This is a genomic window from Stieleria magnilauensis (genome assembly GCA_007753675.1).
GTDB classification, from domain to species: Bacteria; Planctomycetota; Planctomycetia; order Pirellulales; family Pirellulaceae; genus Stieleria; species Stieleria magnilauensis.
This window is the reverse complement of sequence record CP036432.1, coordinates 6608847-6632283: the sequence shown is the minus strand read 5'-3', so window position 1 is coordinate 6632283 and position 23437 is coordinate 6608847. Positions and strand designations below refer to the sequence as shown.

Below are 23437 nucleotides of genomic sequence, written 5' to 3'. Positions count from 1 at the left end.
ATCGTCATGGCGTCGTACTCGGTATCACAACTCAAACTAAGGATTCAACAATGAAAAACCTGTTCCATCTCCTCGTCCTTTCCGTCGTCGCGGTGTCCTGCGTGGCCGCGATCGGGTGCAGCGATTCCCGTCCAACGGTCATCGTCCCCGAAATGACGGATGAAGAGCTTCAGCAGAAGGCCGAAAAGAAGGCCGCTGAGGTCGAAGGGCAAATCCCTACCTAGGGCGAATTCATTCGTCGATCCACGTGCGTTGCGTGCTCGGTACGCAACGCACGTTTTCGATGAATTCCACGTTTGTCTCGTCAGATTCCCCCATCAATCACTACCTTTGATCGACCGACCGTTGCTTAGAAGTGTTCACGAACGCGGCGATCTTTTCCAACATCATCGATTTGTCGATGGGTTTAGACAGGTAGTCGTTGCATCCCGCCTGCAGGCATTTGTTCATGTCACCCTGCATGGCATCGGCCGTTAGCGCAATGATCGGTCCGGCATAGCCGAGTTGGCGGAGTTGCCGCGCGGTTTCGTAGCCGTTCATGTTGGGCATCTGCATGTCCAGCAAGATCAGATCAAAGGTCTCGCCACGTTCGGCCGCTTGCTTGACCGATTCGATGGCCAGGACGCCGTCTTCGGCTTCGGTGACTCGTCCGCCCGCCTTGTTGATGATGTGTTTGCTGAGGAAGCGAATGTCGCGGCGGTCATCGACGATCAAGACATGGGCGTTTAGTCTAACCGTGGAACTTGACGTCGTTTCTGTGTCCAGTTGACGTTCGCCGGTCGGTCGGATCTCCGTCGCCTCAGCCACGTCACCGGTCTTGATCGAAAGTGTGAACGTGCTGCCGCCGTTGATCTTGCTTTCGACAGAGATTTCGCCACCCAACATGCTGGCAAGCCGTTGGCTGATGGCGAGTCCGAGTCCCGTGCCACCGAACTGTTGCGTGATGATCGAGTCGCCCTGAGAGAACGGTTTAAACAGACGCGTTTGTTGTTCAGGCGTCATTCCGATGCCGGAATCTTTGATCCGTATCCGCAACTGGCCTTCGGTCGACGTCGTCAAAGGCTCGTTGGTGTCAGGACGATTGGCGGACTCGACGACGATTCCGACGCGGCCCCGCTTGGTGAACTTGATCGCGTTGCCGACAAGGTTGATCAGGATTTGCTTCAACCGCTTGGCATCACTTTCGATGAACTGAGGAATGCGGCCGCGATAGTCCACATCCAGTTTCAATCCTTTTTCATAGGCGCGAACTTCCATGATGCTGCGGACATCCTCGATCACGCGTGCCGGATCAAAGCGTTCGCTGTCGATTTCAAACTTCCCCGCTTCGATTTTCGAGAGGTCCAAGATGTCGTTGATGATGCCCAGCAGAAAGTTGCCGTTGCGACGGATCGTGGCCAGGTATCCGACCGCTTTTTCATCCTCCACCAGATCGGTTAATAACTCTGCGTAGCCGAGGATCGAGGTCATCGGCGTGCGGATTTCGTGGGACATGTTCGCCAGAAATTCACTCTTCGATTCGTTGGCCAATTGCGCGGTGTGCAGGAGATCTCGAACCTCGTATTGTCTGAGGCGATCACGTAGTTTTGCCTGCAGGGTGCTCACCAAGAGGGCGATTCGCAGCGGCCGTTCGATCAACGTCACGTGACCGATGGACAACAAATCGGCAATGACGCGTGGGGACGAACCGCGTTGCGCGAGCAGCACGAGGATCGGCACGTCGGACCATGACGGCTGTTCGCGGACGGCTTGTCGAAGGTGTTCGGTGGTTTCTCCTGTTAGGTACTCCTGTGCGATCAGTATAACTCCCGCCCCTTCGCGTATTCGCGAGTTGATGTCGTAGATAGAGGTGGCAAATTCGACCGGTACGCCGTTTTCGCGTAACACTTGGTCGCAATACTTCGCGTCCTGAGGTGTGGGCGCCAGCACGGTAACCGTCTGGCTGTCGTTCGGTCGCGACGGTGGTCTGATTCTGGGTTGCTCGCTCATGCATCTTTTCCACCGCGCTTGATTAGATCCTCGCGGTTGCCTTGATAGGACGGTGTTCCGCTCAGTACTCCGTGGAAGTCGGCCAAGGGACTGCCTATCGATAGTCCCCGATCCGTCAACAAAAACTCACGAATGGTACGCTCATGTCTACCCGTTCGCTTCTTTACCATCGAAATCGCCTGGCGAATCGCTCCGTTTGATTCAAAGTATCGGAACAGTAAGACGTTGTCCGCCATGTAGCTGGCGTCCAAGGGCGTTTTCATCGCCGTCCCCAGCATCCCGTGTTGGGCGGTGATCAGAAACGACACGATACCGTGACGACCGAGCATTTGCAAAATATCGTTGAGCTGTATGAGCAGGAATTGCTCATGGGGCATCGAATTCAAAAAGCCGTTGAGGCTGTCGATCGTGACGATCGTGGCCTTGCGACCCTGGGCATCCGGTTTGATGGCCTGGCGAACTTGCGACGCGAATCCGGCGGGGGTAGTTTCCCCGGCGGAAAACTGGTGCAGTTCGATCAAACCCGATTCGATGTATTGGTCAATTTCAAATCCCAAGCCGCGACTGCGTTGAAGGAACGCATGCTGGCTTTCTTCGAATTCGAAAAACACCGCTCGCTCGCCTCGCTCGGCCGCTGCGATGGCAAACTGCGTTGCCGTCGACGACTTGCCGACACCGGCTGGACCGAGCAGGAGTGTGCTGGTGCCTTCCATCAATCCGCCGCCGATCAACGAGTCCAGTTCCGGATTGCCACTGCTAATCAGATTTCCCGTTGAAAGCCACTGAGGCGATTCTATCGTTTTGCGCGGATAGACCTGCATCCCACCACGTTTGAGTAGAACGTCATGGGTGCCACCGACAAAATCACGGCCGCGATGTTTGATGACACGCAGATAACGGCGTTCGGCGCCGTAGTGGTTGAGCAATTGCTCCAATCGGATCACGCCATGGGCAATGCTTTGCAATTGTTGGTCGTTGAGATCGGCTGCCATGTCTCCACCCGATTTGTCATCGAGCATCAGTGTGGTGCAACCACGCCCGACGAAAAACTGTTTCAGTGCCAGAATCTGACGTCGGTAGCGGAGGGGACTTTGTGCCAGCAGTCGCATCTCCGACAGTGAGTCAAAAACGACCCGTTTGGGTTGAATTGCTTGAACCTTCTCCAGGACGCCGTCGATGGTCACGCCGAGTTCGATCTCCGAAGGCTCGAACATGGTGTATTGAGATTGTTCTTGGGTCAGTTTCTCTTGATCGACAAGTTCATGGATGTCGATCCCCTCGAGCGACCAGCCGTGCGAGACCGCGACGCCTTCGAGTTCGTCGCGGGTTTCGGAGAGACTGACGTAGAGACCGCGTTCACCCTTGGCGGCGCCGTCGAGCAAGAATTGGATGGCGAGTGTCGTTTTTCCGGTGCCCGGGTAGCCTTCAATCAGATAAAGACGATCTGCGGTAAGGCCGCCGTGCATGATGTCATCGAGTGTGTCGATGCCCGTGCTAATTTGCTGTTCGGGTTGAGACATTTTGAATTTTCCGTAGGCTGGCGTCGCACAGGCAGTCGTCTTGTCAAGACGATCACTCTACCTATGTTAGCATTTCTGAAACCTTTCGAAGCAGTGCGGCTTTGTCAATCGGTTTGGACAAGTAATCATTGCAGCCTGCTTCCAGGCATTTGTTCATGTCGCCTTGCATGGCATCGGCGGTCAGGGCGATGATCGGACCGGTATAACCGAGCGTCCGCAGTTCCGCCGCGGTCGAGTAACCGTCCAGGTTCGGCATCTGCATGTCCAACAAGACCAGGTCCGGGCAGTCGCCGCCCGCCAAGCAACCCGACATGTATTTCACGGCAAGCAGTCCGTCTTCGCATTCGTCCACCGTCGCGCCCGACTGGGTAAGAATGCGTTTGCTCAAAAACCGGATGTCGCGGCGATCGTCCACGATCAGCACATGCCACGGCAGGTGCGTGGGGACATCCTTTTCCGCCGTCGTTTTGGCCGCTTGATCGGTTTCCAGCTCGCTGTAGTCGACCAAGTCGGACTCCGCAACGTTTCCGGTGTCGATGCCGACCGTAAACGTGCTGCCGACACCGACAACGCTGCGCACCGTGATTTTTCCTCCAAGCGTCTCGGCAAGTCGCTGGCTGATCGCCAGCCCCAGCCCCGTTCCGCCAAAATTGCGGGTCACGCTCGCGTCGCCCTGCGAAAATGGCTTGAACAGTTTTTCCATCTGTTCCTCTGCAATGCCGATTCCCGTGTCGACGACGTCGAGTTGCAATTGTTGCACGGAGGCTTCATATCGAACGCGAATCTTGACTCCCCCTTGTCGCGTGAACTTGATCGCATTGCCGACGAGATTGATCAGGATCTGCTTCAGCCGTTTGATGTCGGAATTGATCAGTTTGGGAATCTTGCCCTGGTATTCAACGTCCAATGTCAAGTTCCCTTCACTGGCGCGCACTTCCATGATGCTGCGCACATCTTCGATCAACAGATGGGGATTGAAGTCTTCGTATTGGACGTCCAGTTTTCCCGCCTCGATTTTGGACAGGTCCAGGATGTCGTTGATGATTTCCAGCAGGTAGTCGCCGTTGTGTCGGATCGTTTGTAAATGTTGCTTCGCTTCTTCGTTTTCGATCAAGTCGCCCAGCAGATCGGCGTAGCCCAGGATCGCCGTCATGGGCGTGCGGATTTCATGCGACATGTTGGCCAGGAAGGCACTTTTGGATTCGTTGGCGGCGACAGCGACGGCGCGCGCTTCCTGCAATGCGGATTGGGCTTCGTGTCGGTCATGGGCATCGATCACCGATCCGACGTAGCCGACAAACTCGCCCGACTCATCAAACCGCGGTTGTCCGGCGTCGATCGCCCAACGGTAGCTGTTGTCGACGGTCCGCAAACGGAAATCCAGCTCGAATGGTTCGTGACGATCGACCGCGGCCAAAAACGCTTGTCGCGTCGATCGGCGGTCGTCCGGGTGGACCGCTTCGAGCCAACCCATCGCCAGGCCCTCCCGTTCGGTCTGTCCCGTGAAGTCACACCAACGTTGCGACAGAAACGTGCACTGATGGTTTTGGTCGCTGACCCAGATCATCGCGGGAGCGGCGTTTGCCATATTGCGGAACCGTTGTTCGCTATCACGAATTCGTTGCTGAGACTCTTTTTGTTCGGTGATGTCCCAGTTCAAGCCATGCATTGCGGCGACGCCACCGTCCGGGCTGTGAATCACGGTGCCGACCGCAGCCAGCCAGCGGATGCTGCCGCCCGGCAAGTGGACCCGAAACTCCACGTCATAATCGTCTTCGCCGTCGATGGCTCGTTGCCAACTGGATCGCAGCATCGACAGATCGTCCGGGTGGACGCACTCGAACAGGTATTCCGGTGACGGATCAGCGATGGGTGGCTTTCCCAGTAATTCAAATAGCTTGGGATCCCAATGGCTTTTTTCAGGCGTCCATTCCCAGGCAGCCATTCGTCCGGCCCGCAACGCCATCGAGACGCGACGTTCGTTCTCCATCAATTGCTGCTGCGCCCGATAGCGATCGCGAATGTCAACGCCTGACGGGATCAAGAATTCCACTTCGCCGTTGTCATCGGTCACCGGCGCGATCATGAAGTCAATCATCACGCCCTCGTCACCGTGCGCGAACAGTGAGACATCGTAACGAACGACTTCGCCAGCCATCGCTCGACGCATGGCGTCACGCATCCTGGCGGCAACCGCCGGGTCATAACTCCACCACGGCGCATCGGCAAAGTGTTTTCCGACAACGTCTTCACGGCGGGTGCGGGCGATCTTGAGTGACCGATCGTCAACCTCCAACAGAATTCCGTTGCGGTCGATGACGCCGACGAGCCCGAGTTGATTGTTGATCACACGACGCAGGTGCGCTTCGCGGTTGGCCAATTCCTCCTCGGATCTGGCCCGTTCGATCCGAATGCCGACGCGATCGGCAACTTCCTGCAGCAGCCTGCGTTCATCGAGTTGCCAGGTGTGTTTTTCGGCGTGCAGGGCGGAGACGACAAACTTCGTGCCGCGATCGGTCACGTAGGCAGAATTGCAGAATGCGCCGATGTTGAACGCGCGGAAACTTTTGACCAGCCGATCCTCACGGCGGGAGCTTTGCGCGTCGTTAGAGAGCACCTGGTTTCCGGCGATCAGATCCGCCCGTTCGGCGTCGTCATGGAAGTCGCGTACCGAATGTTTCCCCACCATGCTGGGACCGTCGCCGGTGTGATGGTCACACAGGATATCAGCAATCTCGCCGTGTTGGTCGAACTCAACGAGCAGACAGCGAGCGAGCCCAAGGTAGTCCGCGGTCAGCCGAGTTGCGACCGCCATCAACTCGTTGACCGACGTCAACGGCACGAGCCGCGTTTGTAAATCGGATAGAAAGGCGAGATTCAGTTCGTCGACTTTGCGTTCGGAAATGTCTTGGACTAAACCGGTCATTTGCAGCGGTTCACCCTTGGCGTCGCGGTGGATCACTCCCCGCTCCTCGACCCAAATCGTGCGACCGTCACTCGGTCGTATCAACCGAAACTCGACAAAATGGTCCTCGCAATCGCTGGCGAGTTCTTCATCAATCTGAGCCTTGACGAGGTCCAGGTCATCCGGATGAATGAGCTGCCAGAAGCTGCTCACTTTGCCATCAAACTCTCTCTGGTGGTAGCCGTACATGGCATACACCATCTCTGACCATTCCACGTGTCCTGCGATGACATCCCATTTGAACGATCCCATTTTTCCGGCGTCGAGCGCCAGCGTCAGGAATTGTTCTCGCTCGACGACCGCGGCTTCGGCAGCCCTTCGTTCGCTGATGTCGACTCCCGATGGAATCAAGTGGGTGATCGACCCATCGCTCGCTCGAACGGGGCTGAGCATGAAATCGATGGTCATGCGGCTATCGCCCGCCATGCGGACCTCGACGTCGTAGCGAACCACCTCGCCCGCTGCGGCAAGTCGGATCGATTCCTTTAGATTGGCGATCGTTTCTTCGTCAAAGTTCCACCAGTAGCAATCCCAGAATTTCTTGCCGATGACATCGTTTCGATTCAGACCACCGGCGTTGATCGCGACGGCATTGGCTTCCAGCAGCGTGCCTTCGACATCCAGGACTCCGATAAAGAAGAGCGTGTTGTCGATCACGCTGCGGAGATGGGACTCTCGGTCGGTGAGTTCCAATTCCCAGTGCTTGCGGTCGGTGATGTCACTCGCCACCGCGGTGATGCCCAACGGTCGATTGAGCTCGTCGCGGTCGATGACTCCTCGTCCCGACGTCCAGATGGTCCGCCCGTCGTCACCTCGAATGACTCTGAAATCCATCTCGTAGGATCCGCAGGTTCCCGTCACGGCGTCGCCGAGTCGCTTGCGAACGTATGCTTGATCGTCGGGGTGGATGATGTCGAGAAACCCAGCCCGCGTCCCGTCGAATTGATCGTTCGTATAACCAAAGATTTCGAACATCTGGTCGGACCACGTCACGCGGTCATTCTGAATGTCCCAGTGCCAGGTCCCCAGGCGACCGGCCTCCAACGCCAGATTCAACCGCTGTTCGCGATCGACCAGCCTTTGCTCGGACTCCTTTCTGGCGATGCACTGCGCGATCGCGTCGGCCATCGGGATCAATTGCTCAAAGACTGCCTGGGCCAGCGGGTGTCGGGTGAACAACGCAAACACGCCGACCAGGCGATGTTCAACGATCAGCGGAAACCCGGCGAATCCCACCATGTCTTCCCGGCCGGACCCCTGTAAATCACTGATCTCGGGATCATGCGACACATCATTGGTCAGCAGCGGTTGCTGGGTCGCCGCGATCTGTCCGATTTTTGATTTCCCCAGAGGCACCCTTCGTGGTGGACCGTCCAAGTGGGTGTCGACGCCGGCGTTGGCCGTCAGTTCCAGCATCTGGTCTTGTTCGTCCAGTAACCAAACATGTGCGTGGGCGGCATCGAGCCCTTCGACGATTCTCTGGCAACAGGTGTTGAGGATTTCGCCCAGCGGAGCCTCGCCGGCCAACGAGACCGCCAACGACGCGTGCAACGCCGCCATTTCGGCTCGCTCCAACAGGATCTCATCGGCCTGTTTGCGTTCGGTGATGTCGCGTAGGTAGCCGGTGAAAAATGGCGAGCCATCGCGACCATGGGAAACGCTGATCGCCACCTCGACAGGAAACAAACTGCCGTCGGCTCGTTGCGCGGTCAGCTCAACGCGTCGGCCCAATAGATCGGACGTCCCGGTATGGAGGTATCGAGTCAATCCGTTGCGATGGGATTCACGAAATTCTTCGGGGATGATGACATCGGACAGAAGTCTGCCGACGACGTCGGAGGCTGCATAGCCGAAGGTCTGCTCGGCTGCCGGATTGAAGTCGACGATTCGACCGGTCGTATCCATCGTGACGACGCAATCGAGTGCCGATCGAAGAATCGCCGTCTTGCGCGCTTCTTCGTCGCGGATCGTGTCGGTGAGTCGACGTTGCCGAATGAACTGTCCGATTTCGTTTCCGACCGCGCCAAGTAATTGGAGCAGTTCGGGTTCTCGCTTCAGCGTTCGAGCGGTGTAGATCTCGATGACACCCTTGAACTTGCGGCCCACGACGATCGGAAACCCGACCCCGCTGGTCAGGCTACTCTGCTTGGCAGCGGCAGCTCGGATGAACCCTTTTTTATTTTGAATGTCTTCAAACCAAACCGGCTCGCGGTCCAGCCAAGCTTGTCCGGGTAATCCTTCACCGATGACGATCCGGATGTCGCGACTGAGGTCCACGAACGGTTGCAAGGAGCGGTCGATCGCGTCAGCCTCGACACAGGTCATGAATTCTGCTTGGGCGTCCACTCTCCACAGCAAGCAGACTTCCGCCGACAAGGAGCTGCGGAGAGCCTTCAGGACTTTGGGGATCACCGTTTCAAAGGAATCCGCGTCCGCCAACAGTTTTGTGACCGCATGTGCTGCAGCCAATCGCATGCGGAGTTGGTGTTGCTCCGTGACCTCGTAAAACGTCACGACCAGCCCGCCACGGCCAGTGGTGTCGTCCGCATACGGTTGAACGCGCCGAAGGAACCAGCGACCGTCTTGCGTTTCGACTTCATCTTCAACAGGTGCATTGGCGACCAGCGTGACCTCGTCCGGATACGGAGGCATCTCGACCGCAAAGTGGGTCACGCTCTGCAGCGGGCGGCCGATATCGGATGCGCTCAGTTGATAAAGTGCAGTCACCCCTTGAGTGAAACGCTGAATCTTCAGCTGGTTATCCAGGAACAGCGTGGCGATGTTCATGCTGTCGAGAAGATCCGTCTGACCAGAGTCGGAGTGAACCAGTGGAGCAGTCGATCGTTTCCGTTGCAGTTGTTCGATCTTCTGCCATTGAAACGCATGCTTTCGAATCGCCGAGGCAACCTTCGCCACAGGCATGATGTAGTCGGCAACGCTGGCCGTCGCTGCCGTGACTGAGTCAGTATCGATCGCAAAGGTGTGCCCGCCGGCGTCGCCGATCGCCTTTAGCCCGCTCGCGCCCTGTTCGCTTGCAGCAGCGAAGAGGACGCCGGTGCAGGACTCCCCGCATTGCCGCGCGAGCGAATCAAACAGGTGGTCGATCGGGCCGGATTCGAGGTCTGCGTCCTGGCGTTCGACGACGACAAGGTCGTCGCCACGCAATTCGAGAAACGTCTGGGGGCGGCAGACAAAGACGCAGCCCGCGGTGAGCTTTTCCCGGGACACGACCTCGATCACCCGCGATGGCGTGAATTCCTGTAGCCGATTCGGTCGCAGCAGGCTTTCCCGGCAATCAAACGGTGGCACCAACACGACCGCCATGCCGGGCACGTCACCCAGTGCCGCAACCAATGCTTGCAGCGCGTCCTGTCGGTAGGTTGCAATTCCGATGCCGACGACGAACGGCAGCGTCTGTGATCGATCATTCATGGCAACGCTCGTTGCTTAGCCGCCCGTCGCTCACTGCGATCTCAATCTCCTTCATGTTTCCAAAGGAACACCACAGAGCGCAGCGGCTTCGGCGATCTGCGTCAGACCGACCAAGCATTGCGCATTCCATCTTCTCGCCGTCGATTCTTCGTTCTCTCGCGAGACAATCGATCCATTTCAAGACCCCTAAAGTGTAGCCGAATTGGACCGACAATGATCGCCGTCGTCAATCGTCTGCGAGTCATTCGTCGGTTGCAGACTCCCTCGGTCGGGCGGGTGTTCGATTGGCACGGCAGTTGCCGATTGCCGTGGAGTCACCATCGCGAGGGCGGTGTCGTCTCGCCCGCATCGCCGATGAACTGATTCACTTCTTGATGCTCAACACACGGAGACCTACAGACCATGCTGCGTTCCACCCTATTGATACTCGTTTTCGGTTTCACCTCGCTCGCCGCCGATGATGGACGAGCCGCCTCCCCGACCGGTTGGAGTCCCGTCATCATTGCGACCGGTGAGTACCGTGAACGAATTAAATCCATGCCGATCCATCAGCGACCGGGGCGTCCGCTGCACGTCTACGGCAATACGATTCGATTGATCACAACGTCTCGCGTTTCAGCTGAACCGGTCCGACCCTTGCGACAGATCTTCTTCGGCGCGCCGACACTGATCGGACCGCGCAGGTAGACGCGCCAAGTCAGCGATCGAGTCCGGTAGCGGCCGGACTGTATGGAGATTCTGCCCTCGCATGCGATGCGAGGGTGCGAGTTTCCGATGGAACGAGACGTGTGACCCGAGTTGACGACTTCAGTTGACGACTTCAGTTGATGACCCCAGTATCAGTCGATGCGGACGAGTTGCTTGCCGAGGTTGTCGCCACTGAATAATCCGATAAAGGCGGCCGGGGCATTCTCCAGCCCGGAGACAATGGACTCCTCCCAAACGACTTTGTCGGACTTGATCAGCGAGACCATCTCGCGGGTGAATTCCTCTTGATCGCTCATGTGGTCGCGAACGATGAAGCCTTGCATGCGAATGCGTTTGCTGACGACTTTGAACAGGTTTCGTGGGGCGGCGGGCGGCTCGGTGGCGTTGTAGGTGGAGATCATGCCACATTCGACGCAGCATCCGAAATCGTTCATCACCTCGAGGGCCGCTTCCAGATGGTCGCCGCCGACGTTGTCAAAGTAAACGTCAATGCCGTCGGGTGCATGCTCTCTCAATGCCGCGGTCAGATCGTCCGTTTCCTTGTAGTTGATAACGGCATCGATGCCGATTTTTCCGCTCAACCACTCGATCTTGGACGGTTGACCGGCACTACCGATGACGCGGCAGTCTTTCGCTTTGGCGATCTGGCAGGCGACCGAACCGACCGCGCCCGAGGCGGCCGAAACGAAGACGGTGCTGTTGTTGGACAGGTTTGCGATTCGGTTCAAGCCGACCCAGGCCGTCATGCCCGTCATGCCGAGCACACCCAGGTAGGCCTGTACCGGGGCCAGATCGCTGGAAATGGGGGTGACCCCTTCACCGGTCGACGTCCAATACTCTCGCCATCCGAGAGTGCCCAGCACGTAGTCGCCTTCTTTGAAGCTGGTATGCCGAGACTCCACCACCTTGCCGATGCAACCGCCTTCTAAGGGTTGGTCGATTGAGAAAGCTGGCACATAGCTATCACCCGCTTTCATTCGGCCTCGCATGTAGGGATCGACCGACATCCATTCGTTCTTGACCAAGAATTCGCCATCTGCAATCGGCGGGATCTCGACAACGGTTTGCTTGAAATTCGCTTCCGTCGGTTCGCCGTCAGGTCGCGAGGCGAGTTCGATTTGCTTTGACTTCGTCGATTGTGAGGTTTGGGTAGCCATCAGAGTTTCCTGTGGGGTGGGCCTGTCCCGGGTTTGTCCCGGGTCTGTTCATCATTGGTCCGTACGAAAGGGATTGAGAATTGTCTTTCTAACACTCTCGATCCCCAATGCGATGCTTTTTGGCGGCGGTGGTGAACGCGTCAAAGTTCCCCCCACTGACGTCGACTACGCCCTCATCGGCGTCGATCGCAACGGATGCTTTTTCGAACATCGGTTTTGCTGCGTCGTTGAATCCGATCACCTTCAGGTGACCGAACGCGTCGCGGATCCAATCGATCGCATCGGCATTGGCGACCAACGTTGCTGATTGGCTTGCCGCTGGGGCAACCACCACGCAGTCGAACAGGACCGAGGGGCCGCGGACGTCGCGTGCCAGGTCGGGCGATCCGGCGCTGCCGGCAATGGTCGAGAAACGGCAGAAGACCGGTGTTTGTGCCTCGGGGTCTTGCAAGAACGCGGCTTTGGTCAGCTTGCTGTTGCCCTTGTACGCCTGGAAGTATCCGTGCGCTGCGTACCCGCGGACATGGACGACGCGTTCCGGAATTCGTTCGTGGTCGAAGTGCGTGATCTTCTCACGCAAAATGAAATCTTCCAGCAGTTGAGGACCGCGAGGTCCAACGGTGAGTGTGTTCTGGTCATCAGAAACCACAACACCCTGATTGGTTGTCAGCCGCTGACCGTCACCGGAAACGGTCTGATGTAGTTCGCCCCCGTTGCCGATCTTCGAGCCGGAAACTGCATTGCCTTTTTTTGCCATGTTCGACCTTATTCGATGTCTTTGCATGTTCGCGATTCCAAACTTGGTCACTGACGGCGCAACCTTCGATCGAAGGTGAAGCAAAATCGACCAGGCTGACCAGTGAGTGTCCAGCACGAATCGTTTTGCGGCGGCAGCGGTGGCCTTGATCCGAGAGTTGAGAGAGTTCTCGGCCGTCGTCAATCGACTCAAACAGGGAGCCGCACAGACGCAAAAGCCGTGCCGCACGTCTTGTCGGTCGATCGACCTCCGTCAAGCAAGACGGACCGCGAATCCCAGTAACCCGATTTGCCTGCCGCATCGAACACGAGGTTCCAGCGCTCGTCGGATTGCACGAAGTCGGTCGTCTCCGTAGTCGTCGTAAACGACCGCCTGCATCGAAGTCTCGTGCGCGTTCATCATCGAGGCCTAGCCGCGAAGCTTCCAGCCGACGATGACGCCGAAGGCGAAGCACCACATCGCTGCGACGTCGGGCTTCTCTTCAGCGTAGCTTTTCAACAGTTTGACGACGTCCTTGGCCGGGGCCGCAACATAGTGGCTGCCGTACTCTTGCAGACCTTCCGTCGCGGCCTGTGTGAAATCACCCTGGCTGCGGCTGTTGTCGGTGGAATTCTTTTGTTGGGTGGTCGATGTACTCATGGGTATCGCTTCTTCTTGCTGGAAATGGGGTAAGGATTCAGAGCGTCCTGCTGCCGGGAATGATGGGAAACCGGTGTCAACGCTTTCAACGTCCGGAGAAGCGTTCGCGCCAGGTGGGTTGTCGGTAGCGATCGGCTGCCAGTGAGTAGCCGATTGCAATTCCCGCAAGCAGGCCGACACCGAGAGCAGTGACGACCGATTCCAACGGGTGCTTGGCGACGGCCTGGGTGGTCCCCTCGTACCCTTGACGCAGTTGGTCGCGGGTCGCCTGGGCATACTCACCGGCGCGTTCGGTCAGGTTCGAGCAGGTTTCTCCACAGTCCTGGTAGACCTTGCGGACGAACGACTCGACCTCTTCGCGTGCCACACCGGCCTTCTTTTGGATCAACCCGATCAATCGCTCGCTGTCGCCTTCGACTTCTCGCAATTCATCGTCGGTGACCTGCCCGTATTTCTTCTGGACGGCACCGTGAATCTGGCTCCATTGCCCACTGGCTTGTTGTCTTGTGACCATTTTGATTTTCCTTCGACTACGTTTTTGATCTCGGGTCGCGGAAGGAGTGAACGAACTCCCATTCAGCGCGACCGAAGCATTTCGGTTGCAAACTTCTGTTTCTTTATGGCAAAGGTTGTGCCAATCCGGCGTCCTGGATCCTGGCGCGTCTGTCGTGGCGGCCCTCCAGATGAACATCCAGGGTCAACAGGTTGCGGTTGCGGACGTTCTGCACCAGCAGTTTGGCGCGCCCGTTATGCCCCGCTTGGCGTTGCAGTTCGGCACCGAGCGGGTACAGACGGTCATCCACCCAACCGACCTGGAAGCCTCCGACCGCGACGATGCGGTCACCACGCTCCAGCCCCACGTCGCGGGCCGGGCTGCCGGGGATGACCTGTGTGACCACCACGCCGGTATCGGTGTTCGATGCATAAACGCCCAGCTTCCAGCGGTGGCGATCCGGCGGTTGCCACTGAGGCGCGAGGCGTTGATCGTCGGGGGCAAGCTGTGCTTCGGGAACAGATCGTCTGCCGGGAACCGCACGGGTTCTCGGCATGCCTTCTTCAGTCCCCTGTTGGTCGTCGCCCTGTTCCTGCTGCATTTCGCTGCGCAGGATTCCACCTTCTCTCTGTGGCGCCGCGGTACGCGCTGAAGTTTCATTTTTCGGGTCTGGCTGCTGCGCCATGGTCAGCGGCAGATAACCGACCAGCATGATAGAACACAGAGCAGTCGCCATCGACCATTGTGCAATCTTCATTGTTCTCTCCAAAACTGCTAAATGGGGGCCCGGCTGCTCTTGGTGATGGGAAACCCAGCTCGATCTCATCGTTGTCGCGCGTGCCCAAGAGGGGCCGGCCGTTCCAAATCACGAACGCAAAACCACGGTCGCAAAGCACATGCCGATCGGGCGCGCCGCTTGCAGTGGATTCCCTTCGCCGGGCAACACGTTTCGGCAGACCGAACACGGATGCTTGCAAGGGGCAGTGGCGGCGTTCTCCGCTGTACTTTTGGTAGCCGTCAGCCCGTGCTCTACACCGGATTGGATCGGAAGCGATCGCATCAAGCGAACACTCTATGCGTTATCATGTTTTAGCGGCCGACTATGACGGCACGCTCGCCGAACACGGGATCGTCCCCCCTTCGACCATCGATGCCCTCAAGCGTCTTCGCGATTCGGGAAGGCGTTTGGTCTTGGTCACGGGTCGACGATTGGAGCCCATTTTGGACATCTTTCCGGCGGTGTTGCTGTTCGAGAAAATCGTCGCCGAAAATGGCGCGTTAGTCTACGATCCGGAAACCAACGAGGAGACGCTGCTCGTTGATCCGCCACCGGAACCGTTTGTCGCGGAGTTGCGGCGACGGGGAGTCGAACGGTTGGAAACGGGGCGGGCGATCGTTGCGACGTGGAACCCCTATGAGACGGTCGCTCTTGAAGTCATCCGCGAAATGGCTTTGGATCTTCAGATCATCTTCAACAAAGACGCCGTGATGATCTTGCCTAGCGGGATCAACAAGGCCGCCGGGTTGTCGCGCACGCTGAAAGAGATCGAGGTTTCACCAGTCAACGTGGTGGCCGTCGGCGATGCGGAAAATGACGAGGCGATGCTGCGGCTCTGCGGCGCGTCGGCTGCGGTCGACAACGCGCTTCAGCCGGTCAAGGAGATGGCCGACATTGTTCTCCAAAAGCCGCGTGGGGAGGGCGTCGAGCAACTTGTTGAAATGATTCTGGAAAATGACTTGGCGCATTTGCTGGGATTCGATGGTCGGGGGCTGACGTTGGGGGCCAAGCGGGACGGCCGACCGTTCTCGATTCCGCAGTATGGCGAGAGCCTGCTGGTGACCGGCGGGCCGGGTGGTGGAAAAAGCAAATTCGCCATCAGTGTCCTTGAGCAGCTGACCGAACGGGGAGAGCAATGCTGCATCATCGACCCCGAAGGCGACTATCCGGGGATTGATAACGCCGTGGCCCTTGGCAACAGTGAACGTGCACCCTCGATCGAGGAGGTGGTTGGCGTCCTGAAACAGCCTGACGAACATTGTATCGTCAGCCTGTATAGCGTCGAAAAAGACGAACGGCCGAGCTATTGCGATCGCCTGCACCGTGCCTTGGCCGAACTGCGAAGTCGATGCGGTCGCCCCCACTGGATCATCGTCGATGAAGCTCACTATGCGGCCCCTCGAGGTTGGGAGCCAGCCAATCAATGGAACCCGGTCGAGCTGGAAGGCTACATCTTCGTCTCGGCGTTCCACGACGAGCTGTCCGATGTTGTCTTGCAAAACGTGAAATGGTTCATTTCCATCGCCAGCGATCCACATCAAGCGATTGTCGAGATCTGTCAGCGGATCGGCCAGCAGAGTCCCCGGTTCGCTGCCGCCGAAGGGAGACAGATTCACCAGGCCCTGGCCTGGCGACGGGGCGACCGCCGGACTCAATGGTTTAGCCGAATTACCCCGCGAGTCGATGGCCAACGACACCTGCACAGTTACTACAACGGCGAAATGGATGAGGACTTGCAGTTTGTGTTTCGCGGTCCGGAATCGAAACTCAAACTGCCCGCGGCAAACTTGAAAGAATTTGTCAAAACCGCCAATGGGGTGGACGACGAAACGTGGCAATTCCACCTGACCAACCACCACGTTTCTCAGTGGCTGCGCGAGGTGGTCCGCGACGCCGAACTCGCGATGGAGGTCGAAGACATCGAGCGAACCAAGAGCCTTTCCGCGGAGCAAAGTCGCGAGCAAATCGTTTACCACATCGAGCGACGATTCAAACCCAAGTGGTGAGCGGCTCCGATCCACACGGGGGTGCATTTGTCCGGAGTCCGCGTCTGTCGCCGCTGGCGGATTGGTTTGGCAGAAAAATTGCCAGCCCCTGTCTCAAAAGAGGCCACCGAGGCTGGCAAACCTCCACTGCGTTTTCCTGATCGATATTGAGTGTAGGCGGGAGCGGGAGTTTTTCCCGCATCCGGATTTGATTGGCGACGTCAGCGTTCGTCGTCGCTTATCGTTCAATGAGGTTGCGCGCTCCGTCGGCATCTTCCCAAAAATAGCTCGGCTGGAGGGCAGAACGGACCGCCCCGGATAACATCGTGATTCCGAGCGAGCCGAGAAGTGATAGCAAGACGACTGCCAATGTCAGCGACGACTGAAGGATCGTCGCAAGGCTTAGAAATCCGTCAATCATGACGAATCCGACGGTTGCGATTCGTGACATCAGACACTCCTTAAAGAGATGGATTGTCGGTTCGTTGGTGCTTCGGCTAGCCAGCCTCGATCGGTGATCGGGCCGGTCATCGCGTCTGATTCCGCGAGTGCAAAACCTGCGCCGAAACCGGACAGCCCGCTCGCGCTCAATACCGCTAAATCGACATTGATGGACGTCGCTCGCCCTGGCGCGAACCGGCTGATGTCAGTTGATGATCAGCCGTTTGGCGCGAGCCTACGGGCCCTGCGATGGTCAATCACCTTCTCAATTTAGCGGTATGGCGCTCGTGCTGTTCCGCTAACATCGACGTTGGCACACGATTCGCATCTCCCTCGCGTCAGTCGACATGATCAAACCAATCATGGACGCCTGCCAACCATTCAAAACTGGGAGAGTTCGATGCCTGAATGGACGGAAAAAGATGAACGACAGTACGAGCACATCAAAGAAAGCCAACTCGAGCGCGGCAAGTCAGAAGACAACGCCAAAGAGGTCGCCGCGCGTACCGTCAACAAGCAACGTCGCAACGAAGGCCGCACGCCGAATACCACGACTCAAGGTACCGGAAACCCCAACACCAAACTGGAGGACCGGACAACCGATGAACTCCGCAATCGTGCCGCTGAACTTCGCATCAAGGGACGGAGCAAGATGAGAAAAGCGGAATTGATTGATGCGATCCGCGATGCCAGTTAAGTCTTCACCGATCCCATCCACATCTTTGAGTGACAACCTTGAATAGCGAATCAACCAACCGAATCCCCGTCAACCTGATTCGTGCGATTACCGTACTGACGATCATCGTGGCGTTGGCAGCGGCTTTCGTTCTCGCCAGCGAAATCATTTTGATCCTGTTTCTTGGTGTCGTGTTCGGCGTCTTCCTCACCAAGTTGGCCCGATGGGTCTCGTCTCACTCTCCCGTCGGTTATCGGGGGGGCCTGGCGGTCGTCGTTGTCTCCTTGCTGCTGATATTGACCGCAACGGTGGCGTTCTTCTTCGTTCAGATCAACGACCAAGTCGAAGCGGCGCGTGGGAAGATCGACGAGGGCGTGAATGAACTACGCGATTTGATCGAGCAGTATCCGGCTTTGGAAGCGACGCTCGCGTCCACACCGATTGTCTCTACGGCGCTCGGAGTTGAAAAAGACAAGAGCAAACCTGAGGAAAAAACAGACAGGGGAGACCAAAGCAGCAAGGAGAATCAAAGTCGCGACGAGAAAGAAAGTTCGTCAAAGCAATCGGGAATCCAGCTCGACAGCATTCCAGAGCCCGTCCAACAGGCTGCCGGTTCGATCGGGGCGATGTTCAGAACGACGTTCGGATTGGTCGTCAACAGCCTGCTGATCTTTTTCGTCGGGTTGTTCCTGGCCGTTTCGCCGGGATCCTATCGCGACGGCATCGTTTCCCTGGTTCCCAAACCGAAGCGAAGTCGGTTTGCGGAGGTGCTGGATGCGACCAGCGAGACGCTCTGGCGGTGGCTGATCGGCCGATTCGGTTCGATGTTGGCGACGGGGTTCGGGGCGTTCCTGCTACTGCTTGTGTTAGGAGTGCCGATGGCGGGTACGCTCGGCATTCTCACCGCATTGCTGACCTTCATTCCTAACATCGGAGCGGCAATCGCGTTGGCCTTGGCCATTTTGTTCGCGCTGCCACAGGGCGTCGGGATTGTCGGAGCCGTCGTCGGCGGATACTTCGTCTTGCAGCTGATCGAAAGCTATGTCGTGACGCCGCTGATTCAACAGAAAGCTGCCTCGTTGCCTCCGGCGTTGCTGATCGCGTTCCAAGCGATCATGGGCGTGTTATTCGGGTTCACCGGAGCGGCTGTCGCATCGCCCTTGCTCGCCGCCGGCAAAAAGATGGTTGAGATGTTGTATGTCGAAGACTACCTGCAGTCAGATCAGGGGACTGCCGAGGCAAGTTCAGCGTCGTCTTGAGCAGCGGGTCGACTCGAATGGAACAACTGGAAACAGGGAGGGCATTCTAGTCAACTCGGCGATCAATCGCGTCCAACTCCGTCACAGACAGGGTCTCGGAAACGACCAGGTTTTTTGCCAAGGGAAATTGATGCGATCGGCTTTCCAAAAAGTGCATCAAGTAGCCTGCGGTATTGGGAAATACAACCAAATCGCCTCGTGCGACACCCTGTGGAAACGTCAGCTTGCGTAGCGAAATCAGCTCGGATTCCGTGCAATAGGCACCCACCAAGAAGCCCGATTTGGGGTCGTCGGCGGATCGATTGGTGCGGATCAGAATCGGATCGACAAGAAAGTCGGCGCTCGACGTCCGGCACTGGGTACGGTTCATGGACAGTCCGATCAGCCAGTCGCCGTCTGCATTCTGTTTGCGAAATTCGACGCGACTGATCGTCATACCGCAGCCGTCCAACAGGCTGCGACCGGGCTCGCAGCGTAGTTCGATCCGCGCTTCCCGCAAACGCTCCGCAATCGTGTTTCCCTCGACCACGCTGTCGAGAATGTTTGCCATCCAGTCGCCGCGTACAGGCGACTGGTGATAGGGGTAGCTGTCTCGCCTGCCAAGGATGTGACCTTGATGTTCGAACAGGCCGAGTCCGTGATTGCGATAGGTCACCGGATCACGCCGGCCGAGCAGCGCGCGTTCCTGTTGATGCCAAAACGTTTCCCACTGATCCCCGTCGTCGAGGTAACTGATCGGGAACCCGCCCCCGATGTCCATGAACGATGGGTGGTGTCCGGCCGATCGAAGCAAGTCGATCCACCGCAGTGACTGAGTGATTCCCGAGACTCGCTGGCCGGCGTCGTAGCCGTCCAAGTGAAAGTGCACGCCCCGAACCTTGATGGGAAGATCGCACAGCTGTTTGATGATGCCGTTGTCCGTCACCGCGTCGAAACCGAACCTTGTCGGCAGTTTCGTCGCCTGGCGGGGGCCGACGGCGTGTGATGGATGTCCGCTATCCGTTGGAAGCTGGCGCAACGGTTCGTCATGCAGGAACCCGCCCAATCGTAACGCGATCGGTGCCCGTTTACCAACAGCCCGGCAGCGAGCGACGACCGCGTCGAGTTCGTCACGGTTGTCGATGGCAATGCAGACTTGATTGGCGATGCAGCAATCGATCAGATCGTCGGACTTGACCGCCGCGGTGCAAATGATGTCATCAGGACAGACTCCGCGCTGCAAACACTGCCGAAGCTCATTTTCGCTCGCCGTATCTAAACCTGCATCGCAACGAATCGCCTCGTCGACAAACGACAGGCATTTGTTCGCTTTGCGGGCGAAGAAGATCTTCGACGCAACGCCCCTCGCTTCCACTTGGGATTGGATTTCAGCAATGTTCCGCGACATCGGCGAAGGACAGATGACGTTCAACGGCGAGTCATGCTTCGTCACGCTCTGTGCGACATGCTCGCTGGTGAGGAACTCGCACATCCATGGTTCGAGCCGAGCGGACAGGGCCGGGTCTCCCGCACAGTTCTTACGCAGGGTCGTCTCGCCTGTCATCAGGCTAACGGGATCACTCATGCTTGCTCAGAGTTGGAATTCGGGATGCGAGTGAAGTTGACCATTGTTCAATGTGACCATGGAGTGTGCGTGAGAGCGTGTCATTGCCGACGACCCAGCCCTCGGTCGCGCGGCCGAAAAGATAGAGTCCCGGACGTTCTTCTGATCGCGAGTTGATCGCCTCTCCCGCCGCATCGACCTTGATGGCACCCGTTGTCTCATCGCGCACCACCCAGCCGTCGGCAAGCAACGAAGCGAGAGGGCCGTTCGGCGAGATTTGGTTCGGGGCCGCAATCACGGCGTCGATGTGTGAGTCGAACGGGGTTGCATCCAGGTCATCGTCCTGGTTGGTCAGTTCGACGGTGCCAGCCCTGATGAGAGATAATAACCGCCGCAACGAATCCGCAGGAGGCCCGAAGGCGATCCGTTCCATCTCCGCGGCGATACGCTGGTATTTGGGCCATTGTAATGAATTCAAGCCGCCGTGACTGACAACGGTGACAATTTCGGGATAGAGCTTGCGCCAGGATTCGCCCAGGGCGTAGGCGATGTCGCGGGGACGCTCGCCCGTCGACACCATTACGGATCGTCGCATCGCTTTGTACGCAGAACGCGAGTCCATTCGATAGCGAGACCAACTACGATACCAATCGGCAACGTCTTTTTCGGAAACCGAGATGCCATGTTGGACGAGCAATTCCGCGGCGGCCCGCTGGATGACCGAGAACACGTCTTTATGAAAGTTGACGGTTGAAGGATCGGGAGAGATCGCCTGTAGCTGCTCTCGGAAACGCGCCCAGAAGTGGTCGGACACCTGTTCGATTGCCGCGGTCGGTTTGGCGAGCATGGGACGGCCGCTGCGACTGTAGACGGTGATTTTTTTGGGCTCGCGGCCACCGGCACGGTACTCGAAAGACCGGTCAGTTTGCGCGAACGAGCCTCCGCGCCCCTCCGTCATTGCCAGGATCGCATCCAGCGCGGTTAGCCCGAATCCTCGGACCAAGACACTCGACCCTGGCAAGACACATTGTTCGGAAAGGTTCTCTTGCACCGGAAAAGCAAATCTCGCTGATTCATCTTGCTCCAAAGTGCTCGAGCGGCGAAATCCTTCGTGTCCCGTCGTAAGGACCACAACGTCAACCCTCTTTGTGTTGTCGCCGGCGGTCAGTTCCCAGCCAGACCGCAACTTTCGAATGCGGGAGACATGCCTGCTGATCACCTCATATGATTGCGCGCCACGAAGCTTTCCCTCCACGACAGCGTAACATTCGTTCAAATATTCGCCCACGATGGCACGTGGCACGTACTGGTCGTTCGCAGCCAACGCAGGGTAGTGATCGACGAGCCAGCCGATCAGTGATGTGGACGGAGGGGTGATGGAGTCAGAGTCTGTCTTCCAGAAATCCACATGCTGGGACGCAAAATTCATGCGAAGCACATGGGGCTGTCGCGGATCATAGACGCAACCTGCTCCCAGGGTCCGGCACGGTTCGTAGACGGAGATCTCGAGGTTCGCGAGCGCTGCCGGCGACAAATTGCGACTGACTGCTTCCAGGCATTGCAGCCCCCGCGGTCCGCATCCGATGACGGCCAGACGCAACGGGCGGGTTGCCTGCTTGGGACTCACGTTGTCGTTCGATGTCGCGCGAACATCAAGGACCGAACTCATCGTTGGCATCTCCTTTCTGCAAAGTAATCATCGCTTTCGGCCAACCGACGAAGTGTCCCTGCGTCACAGCCCAGCGATTCTTGGACCCATTGGTCGTTAAAGACGGTCTGTAAGTAGCGTGTGCCGGAATCGTGAAGGATTGCAACACAGCGTTTTCCCGCGAGTTCATCCTGCATCCGAGAGACGGTCATCAGCACGCCGCCGGCGGAGCCACCAACGAGCATCGCTTCACGCAAGGCCGCCCGTCGACACCCGACCACACAATCCAGATCGGACACACGGTTGACGTCGTCGAACAATTGCCCAATGGCAAGTTTGGGTTCTTTCCCGGCGCCCAGGCCGGGGATATGGCGGGGACCAGCAGAGCCGCCAAACAGCACGCTTCCTTCGGCGTCCACCGCAACCACGCGAACGTCGCGACCCCGCTGGCGCAAGTAATCGCGGCAACCTTGTGCGGTGCCGGTGCTGCTGGTGGCCACGAACAGGACGTCGAAGTTGCCCTGAAGCGCTTCATCGATCTCCCGAATCGTCCCTTCATGATGCGAACGCGGGTTATCAGCATTGGCGTATTGGTTGGGCCAAAAACTGTTCACGTTGTGTTCGAGTAGTTCACACACCTTGGCGATCCGGGCAGCCAGAAAGTCGCCGCCCAACGGCTCTGTGACCATCACCACCTCTGCCCCCAAAGCTTTGATGATATCCAGGTTTTGCTGCTGAGCACGCGGGTCGACCACGCAGATAAATTTCAATCCGTGGAACCGGCATGCCTGGGCAAGGCCGATCCCCATGTTACCGGAAGAGGATTCGATCACTGTTGAATCGCCGCAAAGGTCTCCTCGACGAAGCGCTTCTTCTAACATGAATCGTGCCGGTCGGTCTTTCGCACTTCCGCCCGGATTCGCAGCTTCTAATTTAGCGTACAGCTCGATTCGCGGCTCGATTCGCGGATTCGCAAGAAAGCGATTCAATCGAATCAACGGCGTGTTCCCAATCGCGTCCAGCACACCATCAGAGACGTATTCGTAGTTGTGTTGCATCTCGCGTTACTCAGTCATCTTAAAAAATCAGCCCTCCGCGGTAGAGCAACTGACGTGCCGGTGGGAAATGCAAAGTGGGAAAGGAGCGTTGACGTCATCCGTTCAGGCAACGCTGTGAAGCATTTTTAGCGGTAGGGCGCGAGCCCTCCGGTGTTTCGGGAACGATGAGGGACCAGAGGGCTTGCGCCCTTCCGCTAATACCTCGTCAAACGCAGGGAATAAGTGGTTCACAGCGTTGCCGTTCAGGGTTTCCAGAAACCCGTTTTCCCGCGTGCGTCGATCCCGATCATCGCCGACTCATTGGATGACCGACCCGTTGAGGAGTGAGCGTTCTGCAGAGCGCAGCGCTGAACGGAATGAGACCGACCTGGGTGGGAAACGCGCAAAGA

The 23437-nt window shown here is 57.7% G+C and carries 18 protein-coding genes; 6 read left to right on the top strand and 12 right to left on the bottom strand.

Going from position 1 to position 23437, the window contains the following annotated elements:
* Nucleotides 1-50: 50 nt before the first annotated feature.
* Entirely contained in the window at nucleotides 51-224 is a 174-nt protein-coding gene (locus TBK1r_RS39030) for a hypothetical protein (RefSeq protein ID WP_372894439.1), read from the top strand.
* Between the two features lie 100 nt (nucleotides 225-324).
* Here the strand turns inward: TBK1r_RS39030 and TBK1r_RS23725 are convergent, their stop codons facing one another.
* The 3 genes from TBK1r_RS23725 to TBK1r_RS23715 all read right to left on the bottom strand — a co-directional run bounded on the left by TBK1r_RS23725 (nucleotide 325) and on the right by TBK1r_RS23715 (nucleotide 9906).
* Nucleotides 325-1989 (bottom strand): response regulator, encoded by a 1665-nt coding sequence (locus tag TBK1r_RS23725; RefSeq protein ID WP_145216385.1) that lies wholly within the window; start codon nucleotides 1987-1989, stop codon nucleotides 325-327.
* Nucleotides 1986-3509 (bottom strand): ATPase domain-containing protein, encoded by a 1524-nt coding sequence (locus TBK1r_RS23720; RefSeq protein ID WP_145216382.1) that lies wholly within the window; start codon nucleotides 3507-3509, stop codon nucleotides 1986-1988. Before TBK1r_RS23720 ends, TBK1r_RS23725 begins: the two co-directional genes overlap by 4 nt.
* A gap of 61 nt (nucleotides 3510-3570) precedes the next feature.
* Nucleotides 3571-9906, bottom strand: coding sequence for a PAS domain S-box protein (locus tag TBK1r_RS23715; RefSeq protein ID WP_145216379.1), 6336 nt, complete (start codon nucleotides 9904-9906; stop codon nucleotides 3571-3573).
* A 213-nt stretch (nucleotides 9907-10119) separates the two neighbouring features.
* On the opposite strand from TBK1r_RS23715, the gene TBK1r_RS39025 reads away from it, so the two are divergent.
* Nucleotides 10120-10269 carry a hypothetical protein gene (locus tag TBK1r_RS39025; protein WP_372894435.1) on the top strand — a complete coding sequence of 50 codons (150 nt, stop codon included), beginning with the start codon at nucleotides 10120-10122 and terminating at the stop codon, nucleotides 10267-10269.
* Nucleotides 10270-10308: 39 nt separating this feature from the next.
* On the top strand, nucleotides 10309-10593 hold the full coding sequence (locus tag TBK1r_RS23710) for a hypothetical protein (RefSeq protein WP_145216375.1): 285 nt from the start codon (nucleotides 10309-10311) through the stop codon (nucleotides 10591-10593).
* 152 nt (nucleotides 10594-10745) lie between these two features.
* On the opposite strand, the gene TBK1r_RS23705 is transcribed toward TBK1r_RS23710, so the two are convergent.
* The 5 genes from TBK1r_RS23705 to TBK1r_RS23680 all read right to left on the bottom strand — a co-directional run bounded on the left by TBK1r_RS23705 (nucleotide 10746) and on the right by TBK1r_RS23680 (nucleotide 14417).
* Nucleotides 10746-11771 (bottom strand): NADP-dependent oxidoreductase, encoded by a 1026-nt coding sequence (locus tag TBK1r_RS23705; protein ID WP_145216372.1) that lies wholly within the window; start codon nucleotides 11769-11771, stop codon nucleotides 10746-10748.
* Nucleotides 11772-11859: 88 nt separating this feature from the next.
* On the bottom strand, nucleotides 11860-12528 hold the full coding sequence (locus TBK1r_RS23700) for a catalase (RefSeq protein WP_473772451.1): 669 nt from the start codon (nucleotides 12526-12528) through the stop codon (nucleotides 11860-11862).
* 408 nt (nucleotides 12529-12936) lie between these two features.
* Complete coding sequence (locus TBK1r_RS23690; RefSeq protein ID WP_145216366.1) at nucleotides 12937-13167, bottom strand: hypothetical protein; 231 nt, start codon at nucleotides 13165-13167, stop codon at nucleotides 12937-12939.
* 85 nt (nucleotides 13168-13252) lie between these two features.
* Nucleotides 13253-13681, bottom strand: coding sequence for a CsbD family protein (locus tag TBK1r_RS23685; protein ID WP_419580326.1), 429 nt, complete (start codon nucleotides 13679-13681; stop codon nucleotides 13253-13255).
* Nucleotides 13682-13784: 103 nt separating this feature from the next.
* Entirely contained in the window at nucleotides 13785-14417 is a 633-nt protein-coding gene (locus TBK1r_RS23680; RefSeq protein WP_419580325.1) for a PDZ domain-containing protein, read from the bottom strand.
* A gap of 317 nt (nucleotides 14418-14734) precedes the next feature.
* Between TBK1r_RS23680 and TBK1r_RS23675 the strand changes: the two genes are divergently transcribed.
* On the top strand, nucleotides 14735-16444 hold the full coding sequence (locus tag TBK1r_RS23675) for an HAD family hydrolase (RefSeq protein WP_145216357.1): 1710 nt from the start codon (nucleotides 14735-14737) through the stop codon (nucleotides 16442-16444).
* Nucleotides 16445-16661: 217 nt separating this feature from the next.
* Here the strand turns inward: TBK1r_RS23675 and TBK1r_RS23670 are convergent, their stop codons facing one another.
* Nucleotides 16662-16874, bottom strand: coding sequence for a hypothetical protein (locus TBK1r_RS23670; protein ID WP_145216355.1), 213 nt, complete (start codon nucleotides 16872-16874; stop codon nucleotides 16662-16664).
* Between the two features lie 390 nt (nucleotides 16875-17264).
* Here TBK1r_RS23670 and TBK1r_RS23665 point away from each other — a divergent pair, with 390 nt between their 5' ends.
* Both TBK1r_RS23665 and TBK1r_RS23660 read left to right on the top strand, forming a co-directional pair.
* Nucleotides 17265-17561, top strand: coding sequence for a Rho termination factor N-terminal domain-containing protein (locus TBK1r_RS23665; RefSeq protein WP_145216352.1), 297 nt, complete (start codon nucleotides 17265-17267; stop codon nucleotides 17559-17561).
* 38 nt (nucleotides 17562-17599) lie between these two features.
* The gene (locus tag TBK1r_RS23660; RefSeq protein WP_419580324.1) at nucleotides 17600-18799 is read left to right on the top strand and encodes an AI-2E family transporter; all 1200 of its coding nucleotides are present in this window, start codon (nucleotides 17600-17602) and stop codon (nucleotides 18797-18799) included.
* 46 nt (nucleotides 18800-18845) lie between these two features.
* On the opposite strand, the gene TBK1r_RS23655 is transcribed toward TBK1r_RS23660, so the two are convergent.
* The 3 genes from TBK1r_RS23655 to sbnA are packed head-to-tail and all read right to left on the bottom strand — an operon-like array spanning nucleotide 18846 to nucleotide 23048.
* Nucleotides 18846-20363: a Y4yA family PLP-dependent enzyme gene (locus tag TBK1r_RS23655; RefSeq protein WP_419580323.1), complete on the bottom strand. Its 1518-nt coding sequence runs from the start codon at nucleotides 20361-20363 to the stop codon at nucleotides 18846-18848.
* Nucleotides 20356-22011: an FAD/NAD(P)-binding protein gene (locus TBK1r_RS23650; RefSeq protein WP_419580322.1), complete on the bottom strand. Its 1656-nt coding sequence runs from the start codon at nucleotides 22009-22011 to the stop codon at nucleotides 20356-20358. Before TBK1r_RS23650 ends, TBK1r_RS23655 begins: the two co-directional genes overlap by 8 nt.
* The gene (gene sbnA, locus TBK1r_RS23645; RefSeq protein ID WP_145216343.1) at nucleotides 22008-23048 is read right to left on the bottom strand and encodes a 2,3-diaminopropionate biosynthesis protein SbnA; all 1041 of its coding nucleotides are present in this window, start codon (nucleotides 23046-23048) and stop codon (nucleotides 22008-22010) included. The genes TBK1r_RS23650 and sbnA overlap by 4 nt, the downstream gene beginning before the upstream one ends.
* Nucleotides 23049-23437 lie beyond the last annotated feature (389 nt).

Bases quoted from the DNA above. Each gene is read 5' to 3' on its own strand.
- TBK1r_RS39030 (WP_372894439.1), top strand. From the start codon at position 51: ATGAAAAACCTGTTCCATCTCCTCGTCCTTTCCGTCGTCGCGGTGTCC.
- TBK1r_RS23725 (WP_145216385.1), bottom strand. From the start codon at position 1,989: ATGAGCGAGCAACCCAGAATCAGACCACCGTCGCGACCGAACGACAGC.
- TBK1r_RS23720 (WP_145216382.1), bottom strand. From the start codon at position 3,509: ATGTCTCAACCCGAACAGCAAATTAGCACGGGCATCGACACACTCGAT.
- TBK1r_RS23715 (WP_145216379.1), bottom strand. From the start codon at position 9,906: ATGAATGATCGATCACAGACGCTGCCGTTCGTCGTCGGCATCGGAATT.
- TBK1r_RS39025 (WP_372894435.1), top strand. From the start codon at position 10,120: ATGATCGCCGTCGTCAATCGTCTGCGAGTCATTCGTCGGTTGCAGACT.
- TBK1r_RS23710 (WP_145216375.1), top strand. From the start codon at position 10,309: ATGCTGCGTTCCACCCTATTGATACTCGTTTTCGGTTTCACCTCGCTC.
- TBK1r_RS23705 (WP_145216372.1), bottom strand. From the start codon at position 11,771: ATGGCTACCCAAACCTCACAATCGACGAAGTCAAAGCAAATCGAACTC.
- TBK1r_RS23700 (WP_473772451.1), bottom strand. From the start codon at position 12,528: ATGGCAAAAAAAGGCAATGCAGTTTCCGGCTCGAAGATCGGCAACGGG.
- TBK1r_RS23690 (WP_145216366.1), bottom strand. From the start codon at position 13,167: ATGAGTACATCGACCACCCAACAAAAGAATTCCACCGACAACAGCCGC.
- TBK1r_RS23685 (WP_419580326.1), bottom strand. From the start codon at position 13,681: ATGGTCACAAGACAACAAGCCAGTGGGCAATGGAGCCAGATTCACGGT.
- TBK1r_RS23680 (WP_419580325.1), bottom strand. From the start codon at position 14,417: ATGAAGATTGCACAATGGTCGATGGCGACTGCTCTGTGTTCTATCATG.
- TBK1r_RS23675 (WP_145216357.1), top strand. From the start codon at position 14,735: ATGCGTTATCATGTTTTAGCGGCCGACTATGACGGCACGCTCGCCGAA.
- TBK1r_RS23670 (WP_145216355.1), bottom strand. From the start codon at position 16,874: ATGTCACGAATCGCAACCGTCGGATTCGTCATGATTGACGGATTTCTA.
- TBK1r_RS23665 (WP_145216352.1), top strand. From the start codon at position 17,265: ATGCCTGAATGGACGGAAAAAGATGAACGACAGTACGAGCACATCAAA.
- TBK1r_RS23655 (WP_419580323.1), bottom strand. From the start codon at position 20,363: ATGAGTGATCCCGTTAGCCTGATGACAGGCGAGACGACCCTGCGTAAG.
- TBK1r_RS23650 (WP_419580322.1), bottom strand. From the start codon at position 22,011: ATGAGTTCGGTCCTTGATGTTCGCGCGACATCGAACGACAACGTGAGT.
- sbnA (WP_145216343.1), bottom strand. From the start codon at position 23,048: ATGCAACACAACTACGAATACGTCTCTGATGGTGTGCTGGACGCGATT.